At 52.1% G+C, this 23,925-nt stretch carries 19 protein-coding genes and 1 tRNA gene; 12 read left to right on the top strand and 8 right to left on the bottom strand.

What is annotated here, in order from left to right; translation table 11 throughout:
* Window positions 1–2: 2 nt before the first annotated feature.
* Window positions 3–1,529, bottom strand: a complete 1,527-nt coding sequence (locus AC2FNE_RS04830; protein ID WP_496804881.1) for a hypothetical protein — start codon at window positions 1,527–1,529, stop codon at window positions 3–5.
* Window positions 1,530–1,746: 217 nt separating this feature from the next.
* Between AC2FNE_RS04830 and AC2FNE_RS04835 the strand changes: the two genes are divergently transcribed.
* Window positions 1,747–2,334: a shikimate kinase gene (locus AC2FNE_RS04835; RefSeq protein WP_170608181.1), complete on the top strand. Its 588-nt coding sequence runs from the start codon at window positions 1,747–1,749 to the stop codon at window positions 2,332–2,334.
* Window positions 2,335–3,456, top strand: a complete 1,122-nt coding sequence (gene aroB, locus AC2FNE_RS04840; RefSeq protein WP_170608180.1) for a 3-dehydroquinate synthase — start codon at window positions 2,335–2,337, stop codon at window positions 3,454–3,456. It abuts the gene before it with no gap.
* On the opposite strand, the gene AC2FNE_RS04845 is transcribed toward aroB, so the two are convergent.
* Window positions 3,457–4,527, bottom strand: a complete 1,071-nt coding sequence (locus AC2FNE_RS04845; protein WP_170475440.1) for a site-2 protease family protein — start codon at window positions 4,525–4,527, stop codon at window positions 3,457–3,459.
* Between the two features lie 17 nt (window positions 4,528–4,544).
* A complete protein-coding gene (gene ssb / locus AC2FNE_RS04850) occupies window positions 4,545–5,024 on the bottom strand; it encodes a single-stranded DNA-binding protein (RefSeq protein WP_170475439.1) in 480 nt (159 codons plus the stop codon).
* 206 nt (window positions 5,025–5,230) lie between these two features.
* On the opposite strand from ssb, the gene AC2FNE_RS04855 reads away from it, so the two are divergent.
* Complete coding sequence (locus tag AC2FNE_RS04855; protein ID WP_170475437.1) at window positions 5,231–5,809, top strand: lytic transglycosylase domain-containing protein; 579 nt, start codon at window positions 5,231–5,233, stop codon at window positions 5,807–5,809.
* A gap of 95 nt (window positions 5,810–5,904) precedes the next feature.
* On the opposite strand, the gene AC2FNE_RS04860 is transcribed toward AC2FNE_RS04855, so the two are convergent.
* The 5 genes from AC2FNE_RS04860 to miaA all read right to left on the bottom strand — a co-directional run bounded on the left by AC2FNE_RS04860 (window position 5,905) and on the right by miaA (window position 13,630).
* Complete coding sequence (locus AC2FNE_RS04860) at window positions 5,905–7,992, bottom strand: dipeptide ABC transporter ATP-binding protein (protein WP_170608178.1); 2,088 nt, start codon at window positions 7,990–7,992, stop codon at window positions 5,905–5,907.
* Window positions 7,993–8,085: 93 nt separating this feature from the next.
* A complete protein-coding gene (locus AC2FNE_RS04865) occupies window positions 8,086–9,549 on the bottom strand; it encodes an ABC transporter permease (protein ID WP_496804882.1) in 1,464 nt (487 codons plus the stop codon).
* 13 nt (window positions 9,550–9,562) lie between these two features.
* Entirely contained in the window at window positions 9,563–10,609 is a 1,047-nt protein-coding gene (locus AC2FNE_RS04870) for an ABC transporter permease (RefSeq protein WP_170608174.1), read from the bottom strand.
* Window positions 10,610–10,729: 120 nt separating this feature from the next.
* Window positions 10,730–12,400, bottom strand: a complete 1,671-nt coding sequence (locus tag AC2FNE_RS04875; protein ID WP_496804883.1) for an ABC transporter substrate-binding protein — start codon at window positions 12,398–12,400, stop codon at window positions 10,730–10,732.
* Between the two features lie 336 nt (window positions 12,401–12,736).
* The gene (miaA, locus tag AC2FNE_RS04880; RefSeq protein ID WP_496804884.1) at window positions 12,737–13,630 is read right to left on the bottom strand and encodes a tRNA (adenosine(37)-N6)-dimethylallyltransferase MiaA; all 894 of its coding nucleotides are present in this window, start codon (window positions 13,628–13,630) and stop codon (window positions 12,737–12,739) included.
* 97 nt (window positions 13,631–13,727) lie between these two features.
* On the opposite strand from miaA, the gene pyrH reads away from it, so the two are divergent.
* From pyrH to AC2FNE_RS04925, 9 genes are all read left to right on the top strand, one after another.
* Window positions 13,728–14,480, top strand: coding sequence for a UMP kinase (pyrH, locus tag AC2FNE_RS04885; protein ID WP_170475426.1), 753 nt, complete (start codon window positions 13,728–13,730; stop codon window positions 14,478–14,480).
* A 104-nt stretch (window positions 14,481–14,584) separates the two neighbouring features.
* Window positions 14,585–15,811 (top strand): aminotransferase class V-fold PLP-dependent enzyme, encoded by a 1,227-nt coding sequence (locus AC2FNE_RS04890; RefSeq protein ID WP_170608168.1) that lies wholly within the window; start codon window positions 14,585–14,587, stop codon window positions 15,809–15,811.
* 46 nt (window positions 15,812–15,857) lie between these two features.
* Window positions 15,858–17,291, top strand: coding sequence for a cryptochrome/photolyase family protein (locus AC2FNE_RS04895; protein WP_170608166.1), 1,434 nt, complete (start codon window positions 15,858–15,860; stop codon window positions 17,289–17,291).
* 61 nt (window positions 17,292–17,352) lie between these two features.
* A complete protein-coding gene (locus AC2FNE_RS04900) occupies window positions 17,353–18,561 on the top strand; it encodes a class I SAM-dependent methyltransferase (RefSeq protein WP_496804885.1) in 1,209 nt (402 codons plus the stop codon).
* A gap of 17 nt (window positions 18,562–18,578) precedes the next feature.
* A complete protein-coding gene (locus AC2FNE_RS04905; protein WP_170475418.1) occupies window positions 18,579–19,019 on the top strand; it encodes a TrgA family protein in 441 nt (146 codons plus the stop codon).
* Window positions 19,020–19,715: 696 nt separating this feature from the next.
* Window positions 19,716–19,868: a hypothetical protein gene (locus AC2FNE_RS04910; protein ID WP_170475416.1), complete on the top strand. Its 153-nt coding sequence runs from the start codon at window positions 19,716–19,718 to the stop codon at window positions 19,866–19,868.
* A 195-nt stretch (window positions 19,869–20,063) separates the two neighbouring features.
* On the top strand, window positions 20,064–21,098 hold the full coding sequence (locus AC2FNE_RS04915) for a cysteine synthase A (RefSeq protein WP_170608165.1): 1,035 nt from the start codon (window positions 20,064–20,066) through the stop codon (window positions 21,096–21,098).
* Complete coding sequence (locus tag AC2FNE_RS04920) at window positions 21,098–23,524, top strand: DUF3772 domain-containing protein (RefSeq protein ID WP_496804886.1); 2,427 nt, start codon at window positions 21,098–21,100, stop codon at window positions 23,522–23,524. The genes AC2FNE_RS04915 and AC2FNE_RS04920 overlap by 1 nt, the downstream gene beginning before the upstream one ends.
* Window positions 23,525–23,581: 57 nt before the next feature.
* Window positions 23,582–23,671 (top strand) — tRNA-Ser (locus AC2FNE_RS04925).
* Window positions 23,672–23,925 lie beyond the last annotated feature (254 nt).

The raw sequence follows: 23,925 nt of genomic DNA on the forward strand, positions 1-23,925 counted from the left end.
GGTCAGGCTCCGCCTAAGATCATCAATTGTAAAGCCGCGCGTCTTGCCGTGTTTTCAAGCCCCACTCGACGGAATGCGGCGATTGCAGCAGTCAAATCGACCAAGTTTCCGCGGGCACCATGACCAAATAGTGTCATAGATTCCAAAATTGCTTCACCTAATTGGCCGTCGTCCAACAGAGCTTCGATTTCGGAAGGGATAGGCGCTGACCACACAAAACCTTCAGAGATTGCGTCCGCAAGCGGTGAAGGGGACTGAGCACCACTTGGGTCTCCAAGTGCCAACGCTGCCAGAAACTGGTTCTCGGTTGGTCCTTCCGGCACTGTGCGAGCCACATCTTCGTAAATTTCGGACAGCAACAAAACGCGCCACCGTAAATTTTCTGCTTCCGGGTCCGACAATGGCAAGTTTGCCAGTCTTTCAGCGAACAGTTCAGCAAAAGGCACTTCGAGTCCAATATTTTGCATCTGCTGCCAAACAATAGTGAGGCGCTTCGCTATTTCCTGCCGGTCGGTCGATTGAAGGGCCGACTCAAACTTCTGAACAGCAGATACCCTGTCCCAGACGGCGCCTGATGCCGCCGGAGATCTTTCGGTGTATAACCCAAGCAATTGATTGGGTGTCAGTGCCCCAATTCGGGTCAGGCGTTCCGCCGCTTCAATCTGAGCTTTCCACCCCGCAACATCGCGCAAATCTGCATTTGCAAAGGCGCGCGGTAAAGATGCGGTTGGCAGACGCTCTCCAATCGCCTCAAACAACCGGAAGGTCAGCGGATCCGGGCTTTCGGGTTCCGGAAGGTAATCTGCTCCCTCAAACAGTTCGGGACTGAGAAAACGATCCAAAAGAGCCAGCTCCTCTGGCGGCAAAATTTCTAATGCGTGAGCAGCCTCAAGCGTCAGGGCTGCCGACGCCCAGTCACCCCTTCGTGCCTTGCAAAAAATTTGCGCGGAGTAATCTCGCGACAGACTGGGCTGCGCGATTAGGGCACTGCAGCTTCGGTCTTCGTCCCCGGTCAGTAGTGTTGCGTCAAACCATTTCTGAAACCGCGACTGCGTATCGGTTGGACCCGCCAACTGAACGAGCGATTGAACCGGATCGGCAGCTCCAAGCTGCATCAAACGGTTCAGTCGGGACATTAAAAGTTGATCTTGCGTATCGGGCCCAGAGGGTGGGCGGGCTTCGGATAATAGCAGCGTAAACAGGAGCCGTTGCATGGCTGGGATAGACTTGACAGGTACACGCCGGATCAATTCATCCAATCGATTGGGATCGCTGCCTTGCCACATGGTTACAGGCAGTCCCGTGACAGAAGAAGAAACTAGCCCCAGAGGTGGCGACAAAGATTCGAGTGGAGTCACTTGAACGTCAGGCTGCAATCCTGTCTCGGTCACTGGAGGCTCAAGCAGAACGGTACCCGGCAAGTTTTCCGGCGGATTAGTCAACCAGTCGATCACCGACAGCGGTTTTACACTCTGAGCTTGCGCTGCCCCCGCCAGAGACATTGCTAAAAGGGCAGTCCTAATCGGCATTCAAGTTGACCGGCTCGCGAATTTCACTTTGAGGTGCCGAAAAGTCCGCGCCAAAAAACGGACCTAGGTATGCGTAGCCCACCAACCCGATGAAACACAGGCAAATTAGGTACAGGAAGAACTTTATTATGCGGCCCATGGTAAACGCTGCCTCATTTTTTCATTTTGTCCAAGTTATAACTGGCATTTTCTCCAAGATCACGTCATTCAAGATGAAATGAGCGAATTACAGCAAAATGCACCTTTGGATAAGCCGCCGCAGCGTTTTGACCTGCGCAAAACGGTTGTTTTGGTCGGTATGATGGGCGCAGGTAAAACAGCAGTAGGTCGATCGCTGGCCATGCGTCTGGGTGTCCCCTTTTTGGACAGCGATGCCGAGATCGAATCGGCCGCTAATATGACCATTCCAGAAATTTTCGCACGAGATGGAGAGGCGTTCTTTCGTGAAAAGGAAAGCCAAGTCATAAGCCGGCTGCTGGATGAAGAAAAATGTATTCTTTCAACTGGCGGCGGTGCCTTTCTATCGGAAAGAAACCGCAAGATGATCTCAGACAGAGGTGTTTCGATCTGGCTGCGAGCCGATCTTAGTGTGTTATGGAACCGGGTACGCCACAAGGATACGCGTCCACTTTTGCGCACCTCAGATCCACATGCGACCTTGCGCGCGCTGTATGAAGACCGGATTCCGGTTTATTCGCAGGCCGATTTGGTGGCGGAATCCGACGGTGAAACCGCAATCGAGGACATGGTCGATCGGGTATTGGAAGCGTTGGCGACGCGCCCGGATGTTTTGGAACTAAAGTAAATGCATCAATCAGTACATGTAGAGCTGGGCGAGCGCTCATATGACGTGGAAATCGGACCAGATCTGTTGCCGCAGGCCGGCGTGCGTATTGCCCCACTATTACCGCGCCCTCGCGTTGCCGTTATAACCGACGAGACAGTTGCAGCATTGCATTTGGAAGCTCTGCGGGATGGGTTGGGTTCGGCTGGAATTGAAATGACGTCGCTTGCTTTACCTGCGGGGGAGGCTACTAAGAGTTGGCCACAATTTGAACGTGCCGTTGAATGGTTGCTGTCAGAAAAGGTCGAGCGGCGCGATGTTGTTGTGGCACTTGGCGGTGGCGTGATTGGCGATTTAGCAGGTTTCGCGGCCGCGGTTCTTCGCCGTGGCGTTCGTTTTGTACAAATCCCTACGTCGTTACTGGCTCAAGTTGATAGCTCGGTCGGGGGCAAGACCGGGATCAATGCGCCGCAGGGCAAAAACCTGATCGGAGCCTTCCATCAACCGTCTCTGGTACTTGCGGATACTTCAGTTCTCAGCACACTTAACGCCCGAGACTTTCTGGCTGGCTATGGGGAGGTGGTGAAATACGGATTGCTGGGCGACGAGGATTTTTTTGAGTGGCTTGAGGCGAATGGTCCAGCATTGTCATCTGGTAATATGTCAGCACGGGTGCAAGCTGTTACCCGTTCGGTACAGATGAAGGCCGATATTGTCGCGCGAGACGAAACCGAGCAAGGGGATCGCGCCTTACTGAATCTTGGCCATACTTTTTGTCATGCTCTTGAGGCAGCAACCGGCTATTCTGACCGTTTGCTGCATGGTGAAGGCGTGGCAATCGGATATGCTTTGGCGTTTGAGTTATCTGCGCGGCTGGGACTTTGCGCACAAGAAGACCCAAGCCGAGTGCGCGCGCATCTGCGTGCGATGGGAATGAAAACGGATTTGGCAGACATACCTGGTGATTTGCCCGATGCGGCGGCTTTGGTCGCCCTAATGGCACAAGATAAAAAAGTAGTAGACGGCCAGTTAAGGTTCATTCTGGCCCGCGGTATCGGGGAAGCTTTCGTGACATCGGATGTTCCGCAAGAAGCAGTCGCTTCGGTTCTTCAAGACGCGTTGGCCAATCGCAGATCGAATTGATCAACGTCCGCTTATCACCATCAGCTCACCGATGTTTTCGCGCGTGATGTAGCCGACGATCTTTCCAGCTTTGGTTTTGACTGCAATTGCTGGAGCGCCCATGTGCAAGCCGTCAAGAACATCGTTTAGCCCACTGGTCAAAGCGACTTGCGGGATATCGACATCCATGATCGAGGTGATCGGATCGGATCTTGGATGTTCGCTGGCAAGAGCGCTCAAAAGGCGATTGCGCGTGAGGAACCCAAGAAGACGGCCGTGTCCATCTAAAACGGGAAACTCGGGCTGTGTCGTATGAATGACTGCCTGCGCCGCCATATTCAGAGTGTCATTTGGTGATAGCGATTGGAATTCGGTGATCATTGCGTCACGTGCCAATACTTTGCGGGTTACGGCGCGCAACGCTACATCCTGACTTTCAGCATTTGCTGCAATGAAAACGAATACTGCAATCAAGACGAGAATTGGATTACCTGTGGTCAATCCGAGAAACCCGAGGCCAACAGCAACCATCTGGCCACTAACAGCCGCTATGTGTGTGGCTTTGACGCGGTCCATTTTCAGGCACAACAGCGCCCTAAACACACGTCCACCGTCCATTGGAAATGCCGGGATCATGTTAAATGCGGCCAAAAGCAGGTTCACGAACGCAAGGCGTCCCAACAAATTCCCGTGGCCTGAATCCAACTGAGCAAGTGTATCGACCTGCGTACCCGAGCCTAACACCATAAGAATTGCCCATATGACAACATTTACGGCAGGTCCGGCTAAAGCGACCCAGACTTCTTGGATAGGATTTTCAGGCATCCGCTCCAGCCGGGCCAACCCGCCAATCGGCAACAAGGTAATGTCTGGTGTACGGATGCCATACCGACGTGCCATTAGCGCATGGCCAAATTCGTGAGCGACAACGCAGGCAAACAGGGCCACAACAAATATGAGATTGTTTATCGCCGCCGGCCATCCGCCTTCGGAGTAAGCAGCGAACCCGATCCACGCAAGAAGCAGGAAAAAGGTGGCATGCACCCTAAGCTCTGAGCCGAACAATCGCCCAAGAGGGAAGGACCATGCCATTTCTATCTCCGCTTTTCTTAGAATGGAATCTCGTCGTCGTCGATCCCGCCCGATGCAGGTGCAGGTGCGTTGGACGATCCGCCATATGGGTCGCCATAGCCACCACCGGCTTGACCGCCGCCGAACCCGCCTCCGCCGCCTTCACCGCGTGCATCCAACATTACGAGCGTTGAACCAAAGCCCTGCAGGACGACTTCGGTCGAGTAGCGGTCCTGCCCGGACTGGTCTTGCCATTTTCGAGTTTGCAATTGCCCTTCCAGATAAACTTTCGAGCCCTTGCGCAGGTATTGCTCAGCGACCCTGACAAGACCTTCGTTGAAGATCGCGACCGAATGCCATTCCGTACGTTCTCGGCGTTCCCCGGTATTGCGGTCTTTCCAAGTTTCCGATGTCGCGATCCGCAGGTTGCAGACTTTACCGCCGTTCTGGAAAGTCCGCACCTCAGGATCGCGGCCCAAATTGCCGACCAGAATGACCTTGTTGACTGAACCCGCCATTTAAACCTCGTTCTTTTCTGACTTGTGGACACCCGAATCTGGCGCCCAATTCTGGAATCGACCCTATACGGCCTGTGCCAGGGTTAAAACATCGATGATCATGCAACTTTCGCTGCAAAAATTTTAGGACTGCGTTAACCAAGCTTTCATTTTGGGGTCTGATACTTATAATTGGTCTGGTTGATATGCGAACGGGATTGCCTTTAATGCGTGTTCTGGTGAGTGGTTTTGCGGCTTTATGTCTGTGCCTGACGTCCGTTCCGGTGCATTCGCAGGTGCTATCTACCAAGAATCGCAAGGCGATTTTTCTAAAGCAAGCCAGAGTGTTAGATAATCGCGCTGCGACGCAGTATCGCGATTCCGAACGCCTGAAGCCAAAGTCCGAAACATCCGGCTTCTCCAAGCGGTACACCGGAAGTTACCGGGGTCAGTTTCTGAATCATGCGCGAAAGGCTGCGCGCAAACATGACGTGCCAGAGGAGCTGTTTCTGCGCCTTGTGCAACAAGAAAGCGGATGGAATCCGGGTGCGGTGTCCCATAAAGGCGCACTTGGGTTGGCTCAGTTGATGCCCCAGACCGCACGATTGCTTGGCGTTGACCCGTACGATCCGATCCAAAATCTCGAAGGTGGCGCTCGATATCTGTCTTGGCAATATCGCAAGTTTAAGTCTTGGCGATTGGCGCTGGCTGCTTACAATGCCGGACCTAAGGCGGTTGAGCAGTATGATGGCATCCCACCATATGCCGAAACCCAGAATTACGTGAAAGTCATCTGGGGCGGTTAAAATTCCAAACAACGTTTGGATTGACCAAATTGCAAACCCAAGGCGCATTGTGGGCTGGTTTGATCAACCAGCCCTTTTCTGCGTCAAAAAATACGCTATTCGGCCGCAATTTTGATGACGGGTTCCATACGCGCCAGAATGTCCTCGGCCAGATGGCATTTGACCTGATGGCCGTCAGCGAGGGTTTGCACTGGGGGTACATGGGATTCACAACGACCGTCCGGAACTTCGGATTTCCAACGGCACCGGGTTTGGAACGGACAGCCGGGTGGGGGGTTCATAGCCGACGGGATATCGCCCTCTAAAACGATGTGTTGTTTTTCTACTGAAGTATCCGCAATAGGAACCGCACTCAGAAGGGCCTCGGTGTAGGGGTGATAAGGGGGGCTGAACACTTGATCGGTGGTGCCCAGCTCGACCACGTGACCCAGATACATAACCATGACCCTGTCACTCAGGTAGCGAACAATGGAAAGGTCATGGCTAATGAACAATAGCGTGGTTTTTTGTTCGCGCTGTATTTCCATCAATAAATCCGTGACTGCAGCCTGCACCGAAACGTCCAAGGCTGAAACCGGCTCGTCAGCGACCACAATACGGGCGTCGCCCGCAAAGGCACGCGCGATGCCAACACGTTGCTTTTGACCGCCTGACAACTGTCTCGGCATCCGATCCGCAAAGGCACGTGGCAGCTTGACAAGGTCCAGCAGCTCTAGCATGCGTTTTTTGCGCTCGGCTTCCGAATTTCCAACACCAAAGATTTCCAGTGCTCGAATAATCTGACGTCCAACTGTCATCGAGGGATTTAATGTGTCGAACGGGTTCTGGAAAACCATCTGAACCTCGCCCACGGTTTTGGCGTCCCGTTCTTCGATGGGCACGTCTTCGATATTGCGATTATCCAGCAAAATTTGTCCGTCGGTAGCTGTCTCAAGCCCCATCAGGACCTTGGCAAAGGTTGATTTGCCACATCCTGACTCACCTACAATTGCCAGAGTTTCTGATTCGTGTGCCTCGAAACTTAACGTTTCATTGGCTTTGACTACTTTCTTTTCACCGCCGCCGAACAAGGCGTTTGCCGCAACCTCGTAATATTTCTTGAGGTTGTCCATCTTAAGTACCGTGCGACCGATGGCACCTTTTTCTTTTTGTTCCGCCGCTGCGATTGGCGCATTCCAATCGATTTCCTGGAATTTCAAACAGCGCGTGTGATGGCGATCATTCCCCGGCACAGCTTGCATTAATACATCCTGCGCATCGCAACGACCCTCTTCGAAGTAGTCACAGCGTGGGCCAAAGTTACACCCTGGCGGGCGTTCATGCGGCAGGGGGAAGTTGCCGGGAATTGCCACCAGCGGCCGCGAATTCTTGTCAGCGCCGGGCAATGGGATAGACCGAAAGAGCGCCTGAGTATAGGGGTGCTGCATTTCGTCGAAAACGTCATGGATTGATCCGCGTTCGACCGCTTCGCCTGAATACATCACGCACAGCCTGTCGCAGGTTTCCAGCACCAGGCCAAGGTTGTGCGAAATGAAAAGCATCGAGGTGCCGTATTTCTTGCCCAGATCTTTTACCAGTTCTACTACTGCCGCTTCGACTGTCACGTCCAAAGCGGTCGTCGGTTCGTCTAGGATCAACAAGGCGGGTTTGGACATAAGTGCCATCGCGATCACGATGCGCTGCTGTTGTCCGCCGGACAACTGATGCGGGAAAGAGTTCAGCATACGCTCGGGGTCAGGCAGGCGAACGTCAGTGACCACTTCCAAGGCCCGCGCATAAGCCTCTTCTGCACCGACTCCTTCGTGGATCATCGGCACTTCCATCAACTGCTTGCCGATTTTCATCGCAGGGTTAAGCGAAGCCATCGGCTCCTGATAGATCATCGCAATTTCATTACCGCGAATGTCTCGCAGTTCTTCTGTCGTCATCTCGGATAGATCGCGGCCTTTAAACTTGATCGAACCGCCAACAATGCGACCGTTCTTTCCAAGATCCTGCATCACGCCCAACGCGACAGTGGATTTTCCGCAACCAGATTCACCGACCAGCCCAACAGCCTCACCGGGTTCAACACTGACTGAAAAGTCCATTACTGCGGGAATTTCCCTGAGGCGAGTGAAAAATGAAATGGACAGTTTGTCGATCTCTAGTATTGGGCCGTCGTAGTCCGCCAGTTTGTTCATCTTCTATCTCCTCGCGAGAGTCGGGGGTTTTCCCGTCATCTTGCTAAAAATACGTCATGCACCCGGGGGCGCTGGCCCCCGGATTTGATCACGTCAATCCTTCAGACTTTCTTCTCGCAATCCGTCTGCCAAAAGGTTCAAGCCAAGAACCAGCGACAGAAGGGCCAAAGCAGGCGGAAGGGCAGGGTGCAAATAAATCGAAAGAAGCTTACGCCCCTCATTGATCGTTGAGCCCCAGTCCGGGCTTTCCGGTGGCAAGCCAAGACCGAAGAAACCCAAGGTTCCTAAAAGGATGGTGGTGTACCCAATACGTAGACAGAAATCGACGATCAGCGGACCGCGCGCATTCGGCAGAATTTCCCACAGCATGATGTACCAAGGACCTTCGCCCCTGGTTTGAGCTGCAGCAACGTAATCTCGGGTTTTGATGTCCAGTGCCAGGCCACGCACAATACGGAACACGGTTGGCGAGTTTACAAAGACAACCGATACAAACACCACAAGAATACCACCGGGGATGTCAAACAGGTCCAGATAGGTCGGCAATCCCCAGATACGGTAGCTATCGGTATTTATGATGTAACCGCCTGTCGAGATTAGCGATAGGTAGAGCCAGATCGAGACACCAAGAACCCCGATCAACAGAGGCGTCCGGAATTTTGGGCGGGTGTAGTAACGCGAATTCAGCAAAACGCCCAAGAACAGTATCGGAAAGACGAATAGCACGGCTGCCATATAGTTCGGCACGCCGGTTGCGACGATCTCGGGAGTGACCAGCAAGTAGAACAGCAAGATCACCGGGAATGCCAAAATCAGGTTCGCCAGAAACGACAAAAGCGTATCAAGACGTCCACCATAATATCCGGCAGGCAAACCCAACGTGATCCCGACCATGAAGGCAAACATCGTCGCAAGAGGCGCAATTTGGACAACGATCCAAGCACCCTTGACCATGCGACTGAAAACATCACGAGCCAGATTGTCGCCGCCGAGCAAGTACCAGGAATAGGCACCTTCTTCCGAGCCGGGTAGCGGTGTTCCGGGCACCTTGTTTTTCATTCCCGAAACCTGAGCCAATGGATCGTGAGTGACGATTAGGTCCAGCGCACCGAATATTCCGGTGAAGACCCAGAACATCACAAGACCAAATCCGATCATCCCTATGGGGCTGTCGAATAGTTTACCGTAAAGCCCAAGTTTGCGTTTGAACGCAATAGACATGGCATAAAGTATGATCAGCGATAGCCAGACAGGTAGGAATTGCTGCGACATCGCTCCGATAATTCCAGCGCCGGTTCCCAACAGAATGCCCAGCACGATATAAGCGACCGCTAGACCCACGCTTGCCAAAAAGCTGTAACGCAGCACCGATTGAATGAGGTTCCGTACACCAGAGCCTGATGTCAGAGTACCATCCGGGTTCACGGTCATCTGTGGTTCGGGTAGGATGATGCTCGCCAGGATCCACACGACAATCGACAGAGCCATCAGAGCAAGAGCGACGGCCAGCAGCGGGTTCAGAAAGGCGATAGAGCCGGTCCAGGTAAGAGGTTCCATGTCCTATCCTCCCTTATGAAATACGGATGCGTGGGTTGAGGTAAACATAGCCGATATCCGAGATCAGCTGCGTAACCAGCACCACAAAGACAGACACGACCGAAATTGCCAGCAATAGCTGGATGTCGTTGTTCCCCGCCGCCTGAACCAGCGCCCAACCAAACCCTTTGTAATTGAAAAGGGTCTCTACGATCACCACGCCGTTCAGAAGCCATGGGAACTGCAGCATGATGACGGTGAAAGGCGCGATAAGAGCGTTACGCAGTGCGTGTTTCATTACAATGTTCGGAAACGATACACCCTTAAGCCGCGCTGTTCGGATATACTGTGCCGTCATGACCTCGGTCATCGAGGCGCGGGTCATCCTGGCGATATAGCCCATTCCATACAGCGCAATTGTTAGAACAGGCAGGAAAAAGTTCTCAAACGTCGGATTTTCCATCGCCTGAGTTGCCGTACCCTTGAACCATTTCAAGCCCACGGCAGATGATGTGAAAATCGCAATGAAGATAACACCTGACACATATTCAGGTGTAGCCGTAGTCGTAATAGCGAAGGTGGACAAAGTACGATCCGTGGCTGAACCTTCTTTCATACCAGCAAGAATGCCCAGAATAAGCGCCGACGGGACCATCAGCAGCATAACCCAAAACATCAATCGTCCGGTTAACGCCAATCTGTTGCCAACAACGACCGACACCTCTTCTTTGAAAACAGTAGAGTATCCCCAATATCCTTGAAGTATACCGCAAAACTTAGGCGCTTCGTCCGCTGCTTGACCGGGAAGAATGCATCTACCCTGAACAGTACCGTCTTCATTTGTATGACGGTATGATGGAAGGACACCCAGCCATTCGCCATATTTGATAGGCGTCGGCTGAAGGTACCCGTTTTTCTCAAGGTAACTGCTGACCTGCTCATCCGACATTCTGAAATTGCCCTGCGTTTTGGCGAGCTTTTCGAGGTTCGGATAGAGGTTTGTAAGGAAAAAGACCAAAAAAGTTAGGCATAATGCAGTCAGCAGCATGATGCCGACGCGCCTTAGAATAAATAGTCCCATGTTAGCCCCTGTTGGTAGGCTTGCGTAAATGCCTTAAGGCTTTACGATTAGCTGTTTTTATGTTCGCCGCAATCAGGACGAAAAGGCCGCGCCTGATTGGCGCGGCCTATCTTTTTCAGCTTAGGAAACGATGCCGAATTTATACAGCTGCGGAAGGTCCGCAATGTGTTTTTCGACGCCAACCATATTGTCACGGTGATGGCGCATTGCCGTCCTCCAATACGGTTGTATGACCACGCCCTCATCGATCATGATGGCCTGAAGCTTGGCCATTACTTCCCGACGCATGTCAACGTCAGCAATGGAGTTTGCTTCAGCCAAGAGCTTATCAAACTCATCATTGGCAAAACCGGACTCATTCCACGCGACACCTGACTTGTAGGCCAAAGCAAGTACCTGCGTGCCAAGCGGCCGGTGGTTCCAGTTGGTTGAGGAATAAGGATACTTGGTCCAGTCATTCCAGAAGGTAGATCCCGGAAGAACTGTATGCTTTGCCTTTATGCCCGCGTCGTTCAGTTGGGCAACGACCGCCGCCGTCGTGTTGCGACGCCAGTCATCATCAATTGACTGCACTTCATGTTCGAAATCGCCCATTCCGGCTTCGTCCATCAATGCTTTTGCACCCGCTGGATCATAAGGGATGCGAGTCACTGCCGAGTCATATTCCGGATGCATTGGTCCAACGTGACAGTTTTCAGCGGGAATACCGTATCCCGACATGCCAAGTTCCAGACAGACTTCGTTGTCCACAGCCATGGCCAGAGCCTGACGTACACGCTTGTCGCCATAGATCTTGTTGCCGTTTGCGTCTTCCGCCAACTGGTTCGGACGAATAACAATAGTGAACCCGGATGGGATTTCCGACCGAACCAGACCGATGCCGTCGAAGATGTCGACAAATTCACCAACTGACTCCCAGTTCATGTCGATTTCTTCGGCTTCGTAAGCAGCGAGGAAAGCTGCTGGGTCAGTGCCGTAGTCAATGAACTCGATGCGGTCGATATAACCACCTTTGCCCGCTTCGTAGCCCCACCATTCGAAGCCCTCGTTGCGAACCAGTACTCCCTTTACGCCGACTTCGTGGCTTTCTGGGATCATGAAGCCTGTACCGACAGGGTTGTCCAACATGTTGTTGGCATCATGGCTGCTGTGAACGATAGCTGCTGGATAGTCGGCCATACCTGGAATGATGGTGATGTCAGGCGCGTTACACTTCAACTTAACGGTGTGGCTGTCGACAACAGTGATTGCGCCGCCCGCAGCTTGCTGCGTCCCTTCGTCAATCAAAGATGCCATACGCGACGCCATCGAGTTTCCTTCGAGCGCTGTGTTGCACCATCCCGTGATATTCCTGGCGACGTCTTCTGCAGTAAAATCGTCTCCGTTGTTCCACTTGACGCCCTTGCGAACATTCAAAGTGTATTCGGTCGCGTCATCGTTGGCTTCCCAGCTTTCTAGCAGCATCGGCTTGAACGAACCGTCGTTGTTGTACTCGACTAGGTATTCCAGCCAACCTGCAGTAAACGTGGCGATCTGTGTCCAGTCATAAGTACGGGGATCTTTAAGTGCGCGTACTTCCATCTGATAGCGAATAGTGCCGCCACGCTGAGGCTCCTGCGCGGCTGCAGGCGATTTCAGTCCGATCAGACCGTAAGCCGCCGGAGCCGCGACGCCCAGCGCTGTGGCGCGTGCCATGAACTCACGACGGCTAAGTTTGCCATCGCGGTACTCTTGCGCGTGCATCTCTGCCGCCCAGTGCACCTTATTCTTGGTGGATAGTTGATTACTCATAGATGTCTCCCTGTGACACGTATTTTATTGATTGTTCGATGCGTTACGCGACCCTTTGAGGGCCGGTCCGTAAAGCGAAGGGTTTTTGATTTCGGATACTGTACATCCCCATGCGGGTATTCGGCACCAGTTTTCGACTCGCGTCAATGTTCGAAATCGTCATCCAGAGTACAAAAACGACATTCGTTTAGAAAGTCGGCGAACTGTGGTTTGAACCATTTGTGAACAAACGGATATTGAATGATCGAACGAACAAGAATCAATCATCGACAAAGAAGGTGCCATAATGTTTTGTCATTGCTTCTTTTTCCTGAATTGCTCAGTACTGAAATTTGACTAATTGGCGACGTCGAAGCGATGCCAAGTTTTCATACGAGCGCGAAACCAAGTCCGCTGGCGTTTGGCAAATTGCCGGGTAGCGATAGTGGCTTTTTCGGTTGCTTCCTCCAAAGAACATAGACCGTCCAAGTGTGCCATCAATTCCGGCACACCGATGGCTTTGAAAGATGGAAGAGCCGGATCATATTTACCGCGCATAGCAGCAACCTCATCCAGCGCACCCATTTGCACCATCTGGTCAAATCTGCGTGTGATGCGTTCGTTCAGCCAAGCCTTGTCCGTTTCAAAGACGATCGGAACCGCGTTATCCGGTGATAAGGCCGGGGGAGGGGTCTCCTCCTGCCATTCGCGCAATGAGCGACCTGTCGCGACCTGTACCTCCCAAGCGCGCTGAACGCGGGCGCGATTGTTAGCATCTAGCCTTTGCAAGGTTTTGGTTTCGATCCCACGGATCAACTCATGGAGCTCCATTTCGTCCGCTCGAGCCCTTACAGACGGTGGCGTTGTGGGAATGTCGGCCATCCCTTCGGTAAGTGCGGAAAAGTACAGGCCGGTGCCCCCGACTATGATCGGGCGCGTGTTGCGTGAAAGCAAAGGAATGACTTCACGTAGCCAATGGCCAGTGGAGTAGACTTGGTCAAACGCGATATGGCCGTACAGTGCATGCCGCGCCCTGATTTCGTCTTGCTCTGACGGACGCGCCGAAATGATGCGCCAGCAATCGTAAACCTGACTGGCGTCCGCGTTGACGATCACACCACCGAAGCATTCGGCAATTTGCAAGGCCAGTTCGGACTTTCCTGATGCGGTTGGCCCGGCAATTAGGACAGGTTTGTCATCCGAAAGGTCGGGTAGCCGTTCCAACAGCCGGTTCTTGGTAGTATCGGCCATTCAAGTGCGCCTTAATCGTGACTATCCGCATTGAACCTGCGGAAGTTTTGCTCCATTTTGCGCCGGAAAATAAACCCGTGCCAGCCCGGAGCGCAATATGACCCTTTCCCCGCCAACAGACACAGATGAATCCCCAAACACAAAGTACAGGCGTGTGATGCTAAAAATATCAGGCGAGGCGCTGATGGGGGATCAGGGCTTTGGACTGCACCCCCCGACAGTCCAACGTATTGCGCAAGAAGTTAAATCAGTTCACGATCTGGGCGTGGAAATTTGCATGGTCATCGGTGGCGGCAACATTTTTCGTGGTCTATCGGGGTCAGCGCAAGGGATGGAGAGAACCACGGCAGATTATATGGGGATGCTAGCAACCGTAATGAACGCGCTTGCAATGCAGTCTGCACTGGAAGGCATTGGTGTTTTTACCCGCGTCATTTCAGCCATTCGTATGGACGAGGTCTGTGAGCCGTATATACGCCGTCGCGCCGTGCGACACCTAGAGAAAAACAGGGTCTGTATCTTTGCGGCAGGCACCGGAAACCCTTATTTCACTACGGACACTGCTGCAACGCTGCGCGCTAATGAGATGGCTTGCGAAGCGATCTTCATGGGCAAGAACGGCGTTGACGGTGTTTACGACAAAGATCCTAAGACGAACTCGGATGCTGTGCGATTAAAAACTGTTACCTACGACGACGTTCTCGCAAAACGCCTGAGAGTAATGGATGCTTCGGCTATAGCGCTGGCGCGAGACAATAATCTTCCGCTGATCGTATTCGGACTTGATGAGCCCGGCGGCTTCCGAGGTATTTTGGCGGGCGAGGGCACGTACACCAAGGTTCAGGGATAAGCTTCTGATCTTATAGCAAAAAGTCCCGCGCAAATGAACAACCTTCGTTCCACATTGTTTTGACTACGGTCTGTCAAAGAAGCAAATCCGAGGAGAGTAGAGGCATGAGCAATTTAGATATTGACTTCGTTCGGACTCAATTTCCGGCCTTCGCGGAACCCAGTCTCAGCGGGCAGGCTTTTTTTGAGAATGCGGGTGGTTCGTACACCTGCAAGCCTGTGATTGATCGTCTGTTTCGCTTTTACACGCAGCGCAAAGTTCAACCCTATTCGGCCTACGAAGCCAGCAGATTGGGCGGTGAAGAGATGGATGAAGCTCGTCAGCGTCTTGCGGCAGTGTTGGGAGTGGACACGGATGAATTGTCTTTCGGGCCATCGACAACGCAAAACACTTACGTGCTGGCGCAAGCTTTCCGGCAATGGATGCAAGCGGGTGACGCTATTATCGTCACCAATCAAGATCACGAGGCGAACTCGGGTCCATGGCGCCGTTTAGCGGAAGAAGGTGTCGAAGTCAGAGAATGGAAAATCGACCCAGAGACTGGGTCGCTTAACCCGCGAGACCTTGAAAATCTACTCGATGAGCGTGTGCGTCTTGTATGTTTTCCCCATTGTTCCAACGTTGTGGGCGAAATCAATCCTGTAACCGAAATAACCGCGATTGCTCATGCGGCTGGGGCGTTCGTCTGCGTTGATGGAGTGTCCTATGCACCGCATGGGTTTCCGAACGTGGGTGAGCTTGGCCCAGATATCTATTTGTTTTCGGCCTACAAAACTTATGGCCCTCATCAAGGCTGCATGGTTATTCGACGAGCGTTAGGCAATCTGTTGCCCAATCAGGCCCATTATTTTAACGGTGACATACTTTATAAACGCTTCACACCTGCCGGTCCGGATCATGCTCAGATCGCTGCAAGCGCCGGAATGGTGGATTATGTTGACTTACTTTGCGATCATCACAATGGGCCGAAAGACAGTGCGGCGGGAAGCGGAGCATTCGTTCACGATTTAATGCGCGAACACGAAATCTCTCTGCTGCAACCTGTTTTGGATGCCGTGAAAAACAGAAATGCTGTGAGGTTGATCGGACCGAGTGATGCCGGGCGGCGCGCGCCAACCGTAGCTTTGGCGCTAAATAGGAAAGCAGAGGTGGTAGCCGCAGAACTTGCAGGGCACGGCATAATGGCTGGCGGAGGGGATTTTTATGCCGTTCGTCCGCTTCAGGCGATGAGTGTTGACCCAGATCAGGGTGTGTTGAGGCTAAGCTTCACGCACTATACTTCGCGACAGGAAATTGATCAGTTGCTTGAGGCGCTTGATAGCGTTTTGTGATCCAGCGTCGGCTCGTTTTCGTACCAGTAGGAAAGCGGGTTAGAAAATGAACAACGGGCTTTCTCCAATTATATTGTGGTTCAGGCGCGATCTACGCCTGCATGACCATTTTGCATTGGAGGCAGCGTCAGCGTCGGGTCGTCCAATTCTGCCGTTGTTTATCTATGACGACCCAGTGCAAGAGTTGGGTGCTGCGCCAAAATTCCGGTTGGGTCTAGGCCTTGAAGTTTTCGCCGAAACAATAAAATCACGCGGCAGTCGCCTAATTTTCCGTCGCGGATCTGCGCTGGAGGCTCTTGAAGCGGTGATAGCCGAAACTGGAGCAACGAGTGTCTTTTGGACACGCTCTTACGACCCAACTTCGATTACCCGGGATACTCTGATTAAGTCAAAATTAGCAGAGCGGGGCATTGAGGCGCGCTCGTTTGCTGGTCATTTGTTATTCGAACCTTGGGAGGTCGCGACAAAGGCAGGGCAGCCCTTTCGAGTGTTTACCCCTATGTGGCGCGCGGTAAGCGGTCGCGACGTCGCGACGCCGCGGCCAGAACCCAGGTCATTGCGGCCCATGTCGAAATGGCCCCGATCTGATCGGCTGGGTGATTGGCATCTTGATCGTAAAATGAATCGTGGTGCTGACGTAGTTCGTTCCTTTGTTAAAGCGGGAGAGGCGGCCGCGCTTGATCGGCTAGACGCGTTCTTGCGGCGCGTCAGTGATTATGCAGGTCGACGCGACAACTTGGGCCAGGCCGGAACCTCTGATTTATCGGAGTATTTGTCGCTGGGAGAAATTAGCCCTCGCGTAATTTGGCATAGGGTTCAGAATGCAGCGAGGCTAGGTGCGTCAGGAACTGATGCGTTTCTGAGGCAACTAATTTGGCGCGAGTTTTCATATCACCTGATGTACCACACTCCGCACATGCTGACTGACAACTGGAAGCCTGACTGGGGACAATTTCCGTGGGAAACCTGCACAATTGCGAAGTCTGCTGTTTGCTGGAAACAGGCACGTACCGGTGTTCCGATTGTCGATGCCGGTTTGAGGCAGATGTTCGTGACCGGTCGGATGCATAACCGCGCAAGAATGATTGTTGCTAGTTACCTCACTAAACATCTGATGGTTCACTGGAAGATCGGAATGGATTGGTTCGCTGAATGCCTTACGGACTGGGATCCGGCAGCTAACGCAATGGGGTGGCAGTGGGTTGCCGGGTCTGGTCCGGATGCGGCGCCCTTCTTCAGAATTTTTAATCCAGAGACACAGCGGGAAAGATTTGATCCAAAGGGAACGTACCTCAAGCAGTGGATAGCGGAAGGCAGCACCAGCCCAACGTCTACGGCACTAGCCTATTTCGACGCAGTACCCCGATCATGGGGGCTTAAGCCTAGTGATTCTTACCCACAACCGATCGTCGGATTGAAAGAAGGGCGTGAACGGGCGCTGGCCGCGTACGAAAGCAGAAAATCACCGGTAAGGAATTGAAAACTTGCCAGAAACGAAATCCCGTCCTAGCCTTACGTCGCAACCGCAAAGGGGAGAGCGGATGTTTCTGACGACGACTGATGGGCAGGAGAACCTGCCAAGATATTTTACGCAAGTCTTCAAAATGCTGGGCCATATGAAGGCCGGGCGGCTTGATATAGTGCTGCCAGATGGTCGCGTGTTTCGAGCCGAGGGTGCAGAACCGGGGCCGGTGGCCCGAGTGGATATCCACGATCCCGAGGTCTTTTCGCGGTTGATCCGCGAGGGGGAACTAGGCTTTTCGGATGGTTATCTGGAGGGCGATTGGAGCACTACTGATCTTCGGGCTTTCATGGACCTTGTGCACTTGGGTACCGAGACAGTCTATGACGATTTCACTGGCAAGTTTTTGGTCCGTGCGTATGAAAGACTGCGATTTTGGTTACACCGAAACAATCGACGGCAGGCGAAAAAGAATATTTCTTACCATTACGATTTGGGTAATGATTTCTATGGCCTATGGCTGGATGACACCATGACGTATTCCAGCGCGATCTTTGAAACAGGGCAGGAAAGCTTGGAAAATGCGCAGACTGCGAAATATTCCAGCCTTGTGGACGAGATGGGTGCCAAGCCCGGGGATCATATTCTGGAGATAGGATGTGGTTGGGGTGGTTTTGCCGAGTATGCAGCAAAAGAACGTGGATTGCGTGTCACAGGCCTGACTATTAGTCAAGAACAACTTAACTTCGCCAGAGAACGTATTGATAAAAAAGGGCTTTCAGATCTTGTGAGCTTCAAGCTCCAGGACTACCGCGACGAACGTGGGCAATACGATGGAATTGCTTCGATTGAGATGTTCGAGGCCGTTGGTCAAAGATATTGGCCGGTATATTTCGATACTGTACGCGAGCGCTTGAAACCTGGCGCTCAAGCCACATTGCAGATTATCACGGTAGCTGACCATCGTTGGGATGTTTATAAAAACGGGATCGATTTCATTCAGAAATACATTTTTCCAGGTGGGATGCTGCCTGCTCCTAAAATTCTGAAAGAGCAAATTGGTCTGGCCGGTTTGGAACTGGTCCGATCTAAAGAGTTTGGAAAAAGCTACGATTTGACCCTGCGAAGGTGGTACGAAACTTTTAATTCCAAATGGGATCAGATTTCAGAAATGGGTTTTGATGAGCGTTTTCGCCGCATGTGGAATTATTATTTGACTGCATGTGGCGCAGCCTTTGACACGGGTAATTGCGATGTGACACAGATCACAATAGCGAAACCCAGTTAAAGGACGGACCAAGCAAAATGCCTACCGCTGCACGCCTTGTTGCCGCCACGTGCCTGTTGGTCATAGGGTTTTTGGTTTCGTCCATGATAATGGCCAACGGCGAGGAAGGTAAATCCTACGGGTATTTCCCCGTGGTGAACATGGCGCTTGGCGTCGCGTGTGGCTGGACCGTCATGGGCAAACGGGCTGGTCGTGGTTGGACGGCTGCGGTTAATAATGGTCTGACAGGCGTTGCTTCGTTGGTGTTCTGGGGGCTATTCGTTCAGGGTACGTATGAGATGGTCAGGCAGGCCATGCGTAACCGTTTCGAAGGGCCATTTGAGGCTATATTGGCGATTTTTGAAATTGGGGTTGGGTTTGCCGAGCAGCTCTGGGCATCCGAAATTATTCTAACTCTGGTAATTGGAGCCGTAGTATCTGGTATAATGACCGAGATTGCTGCTCGTCGGTGGAATTAGGTTGGTGGAGCCCTGCAAGCAGGTTTTCGGGTGTGACAATCGCATTTTCTTCCGTGTTTCCACATGTTCTGGTTTTAGAAAGGGTTGCCAGTACGTAAATGTGCTGAGAAACGAATTTTAAAGGCTGAATAGGCCGATCACGAGATTCAAGAGCAATTTTCTCAGTGATTGCGCCCAAAGCGGGTTCCGCAACATGGGCCGATCGTGGACCCTATCGGAGTTGCAACGATTTGGGCCAGATTGTCCTCAAAACGGGTTTTGTAGGCTACAGGCTTGAAACAAGCACTGTGCAAACTTTGGCGTTAAAAAATTTAAGTAACACATGATTTGCCAAAAATTTTTCTTTTAAATTAAATGAGCTTTGATTTCGAACCTATTGAAATAAATAAAAAGTGATACTTTCGCACCATCGACCCTAGGTCAATAACCGATCTAAGCCGCTGTTATCAAAGCACCAACCTTCTGCACAAAAAGCGTCATGACACATTGGAACTTGCGAAAGCATGTCGGTCCATTTCTTGTCTGTGCAGATGCCGTTCTTTTTTTACCCAAGTGCGCGATTCGGGTCTGCTGATTGACCAAATCCGTTTGCCGATTTCTAGTCAAAGATCCCAAGCCGCGGATTTCGGATGCTTTTGCCGGATTGACCGAACAAGGTGCAGCATCCAGTCTGACCATTCACTACGATACGATGCAATGGAAGAAGCGTTTATTGCATTGACAGCCCTTGAGTTTGTTGGGGATGCTCAGTCGGAATGCGGGGCTTTGGTAGAAATCGTATATTTATTTGTAGTTTTGGCGGAATTGGTCTGTACCGTCGTAGGTAGTGGACTGACTGCCGAAGACTAAAAGGACGTCGAAAAATAGAGCTGTTCTTGGGTTTCAAGGATCAGATGCACAGCCGAAAAACAAGAGTTCTCCCTTGCCGATGTTGGTTCACTGGCCAGCACCTCATTCAGAACGACAACGTACTTGGCTATCACAGCTTGTGGTTGGGGCAGGGCACCTGTAAATCTTCTGCGAACCTAACGACAAGAGGGTGCCATGCGCATTGCACGAGACCTTGCCGACGCGGTCGGGAAAACACCACTGATCCGTCTGCGCCGTATAAGCGAAGAAACCGGGTGCGAAATTCTGGGCAAGGCCGAATTTATGAATCCTGGTCAATCGGTTAAGGACCGCGCAGCACTGTTTATTATCCGGGATGCGATTGCGCGGGGGGAATTGAAACCGGGCGGAACGATCGTCGAGGGTACAGCGGGCAATACCGGCATCGGACTTGCCCTGGTAGGTGCGTCGATGGGTTTTAAAACGGTTATTGTTATTCCAGAAACTCAGTCCGAAGAAAAAAAAGATATGCTGCGTCTAGCTGGCGCTCAACTGGTTCAGGTGCCAGCAGCGCCATATCGCAATCCCAACAACTTTGTGCATTACTCGCGTCGCTTGGCAGAGGAATTGGCCCACACTGAGCCTAATGGTGCGATCTGGGCCAACCAATTCGACAACGTTGCCAACCGTCGGGCGCATGTTGAAACCACCGGACCAGAAATTTGGGAGCAAACCGACGGTAAGGTTGATGGCTTCGTCTGCGCGGTGGGGTCTGGCGGCACGCTTGCTGGGGTGGCGGAGGCGCTACAGCCAAAAGGTGTCAAGGTCGGTTTGGTCGATCCGATGGGTGCAGGTCTTTATTCTTACTACACCACCGGCGAGATAGCGATGGAAGGCGGATCAATCGCCGAGGGTATTGGCCAGGTTCGGATCACGAAAAACCTTGAAGGGTTCCAACCGGACTACGCCTATCAGATGACCGATAACGAAGCACTGCCTTACATCTTCAATTTGCTGCGCGAGGAAGGTTTGGTTATGGGCGGTTCGACAGCTATAAACATGGGCGGAGCTGTGCGTTTGGCACGTGAGCTTGGGCCGGGCCACACCATTGTGACCATCCTTTGCGATTACGGCACGCGCTATCAATCGAAATTGTTCAATCCGGACTTCTTGCGAGAAAAAGAGCTTCCTGTTCCAGATTGGATGACCGAAGCACCTCGCAGCATACCTGGCGTGTTTGAGGACGTATGATGCAGCAGCAGGTTCGCCTGTTCCTAGCCTTTGTTATGCTTTGCCTGTTCGGGCTGGGCGGTCCGGTTTTCGCCCAGCTAACGGATAAGCAAAGCGATTATTATAGAGGGTGGGTAAGTACTGCGGATCGCGCCGAAGCAGTGATCGAGGCCAACCGAGCATCGAACGCTTCACTGGAAAATCTACGTTCAGAAATAAATAGTTACAGGGAAGACTTTAACAGCGCCCGCAGTGCAAATACCGATCGCATTCAGACGCTTGAGAACCAGTTGAAGGCTTTGGGCCCCAAACCTGAAGAAGGGACAACCGAACCAGAAGACATCGCCACGCTGAGGGCCCATCTGGAAACCCAATTAGATAGTCTCAAGGTCCCACGGATTATTTCCGAAGAAGCATACAGCAGAGCAAACGGTCTGATTAACGAAATCGACCAAATCATACGCGAACGCCAAAAAAAGGAACTGTTAGAGCGGGGGCCTTCACCGCTTAACCCGGTTCATTGGGGACCCGCCTGGATTGACGTGACCGAAGCGGCGCGGAGTTTGGTCAATGAAACAGTTGAAAACGTTCGGTCAGACGTTTTCAAAGAACAGTTGCAGGATCGTGGACCGCAAATTCTGATCTTGGTTATTATCGCAGCGGTACTGCTTTTGTATGGTCGCCGATGGTCCGAAAAAGGCGGCGAATATCTCAGGCGCTTTGGTGGCAAGGGCAGCGGTGTGTGGACATTCATAGTGTCCCTGTTGCGTATAGTTCTTCCGTGGATCGGGGTTGTTTTCTTAGTGGAAGCGGTTGTTCTGACCGGTGTACTTGGACTGCGTGGAAGCTTGCTTTTCGAGAAAATTCCGTATTGGGCAGCGATAATCCTCTACTTCGATTGGATCGGGCGTCAAGCGTTCTTGATGGGACAGTCCAACAACTTTAAGCGCCTTTCAGCCCCTAAAATCAAAGAATTGCGACTTTACATTGATCTGCTCGCTGCGATGTTAATTTTGCATGAGCTGGCTGTTTTATTCGAACAAATCGAAAATATTTCGGATGCGACGCGGGCCGTTGTCGGGTTCCCAGTAATTGTTCTGAGCTCTCTGCTTTTGCTTCGAATTCGGCAGGTTCGCCAATCGACGACAGAAATGGCGGAAAACGAAGCCTATTCCGGTAGGGCAGCTGGCTTTAGCCAAGTGATTGAGTTCATCCGTCGCGCTTTGTTTTTGCTTGGTATTACGACGCCTGTTCTTGCTGCTGCCGGATTTATAAACGCTGCCGAGGCAATCGTTTTTCCAACCATCAAAACTTTGGTGTTGATTGCAGCGCTCGTAATTTTTCAGAGGTTCATCACCGCGATCTACGGTTGGATAACTGGTCAGGGTGAAAAATCTCAGGATTCGTTGTTCTCTGTTTTAGTCGGCTTTTTACTCGCAATTTTGTCGCTGCCGATACTCGCGTTGTATTGGGGCGCACGACAATCCGATTTAAGCGAGGCCTGGTCACGTTTGAAGTTGGGCTTTGACATTGGCGGTGTCACAATTTCCCCCAGCAACTTTCTGACATTCGTCGCTGTGTTCGCCATCGGGTATACCCTGACGCGATTGTTGCAAAGCGGATTACGCAATTCGCTTCTACCGAAGACGAGTATCGATCCCGGCGGCCAGAACGCCATTGTCGCTGGAACCGGGTATGTGGGCATTTTCTTTGCCGCACTCGCTGCGATTATCGTGGCTGGGTTTGATCTGTCTTCGCTTGCAATCGTCGCTGGCGCACTGTCGGTCGGGATCGGTTTTGGACTGCAGACCATCGTTTCAAACTTCGTCTCGGGTATTATTTTATTGGTCGAGCGTCCTATCTCAAAGGGTGATTGGATCGATGTAAACGGAATGATGGGTTACGTTCGGGATATTTCCGTTCGTTCCACACGAATTGAAACCTTCGACCGGACCGACGTGATTGTTCCGAATTCAGACCTGATAAGCGGGGTCGTAACCAATTACACCCGAGGTAACACAATTGGTCGAGTAATCGTTCCAGTGGGTGTTGCATATGGCACTGATACAAAAAAAGTTGAGAATATTCTGCGTGAAATTGCCAACAACCATCCCATGGTTCTGGCCAATCCCGCGCCAAACATAGTCTTTCAAGGATTCGGGGCCGACTCGCTTGATTTCGAAATCCGCGCGATACTTCGGGACGTGAACTGGGTTCTATCTGTCAAATCCGATATGAACCATGAGATCAACCGCAGGTTCGTCGACGAAGGCATCGAAATCCCATTTGCCCAGCGCGATATTTGGTTGCGTAATGCCGAAGTTCTTCACGAAAGATCAGTTGGAGAACCCAAGGTGCCTGCGAAAAGTGCGGCAGTTAATAGGCAAGCCGGGCCTGTTGACCTAAACCAAACTGATATGGAATCCGACGACGGCGACGAAGCATAATTCGACTTTATTCTGGCCTTGCAAATCTCGTTTCGATGGTCCAAGTATCGCCGACATGGAGAGGTGGCCGAGTGGTCGAAGGCGCACGCCTGGAAAGTGTGTAGGCGGGAAACCGTCTCCAGGGTTCGAATCCCTGTCTCTCCGCCACACACCCCATTCATCGTGAGACATTGATACGGACCTCGGATTTTGTCCCTTTATTCCGGGGGCTTGCGCCGTAGTCCTACGCGCGGAGACGCCACCCGGAGACGGTATTTTCTCGTATGACCTACTGCGTCTCTGCACGGCAAAAACCGGGGGTCGGTTTTGCCCCGGAATTTCCCTGCTAGCAGGGAATTTACAGGGAATTTTCTCCCATTGGCGCTCTTTGAGTTGTCTCTGACGCAGATATTTCCCACTGA

This window comes from Ruegeria sp. YKSD179 (assembly GCF_059612885.1).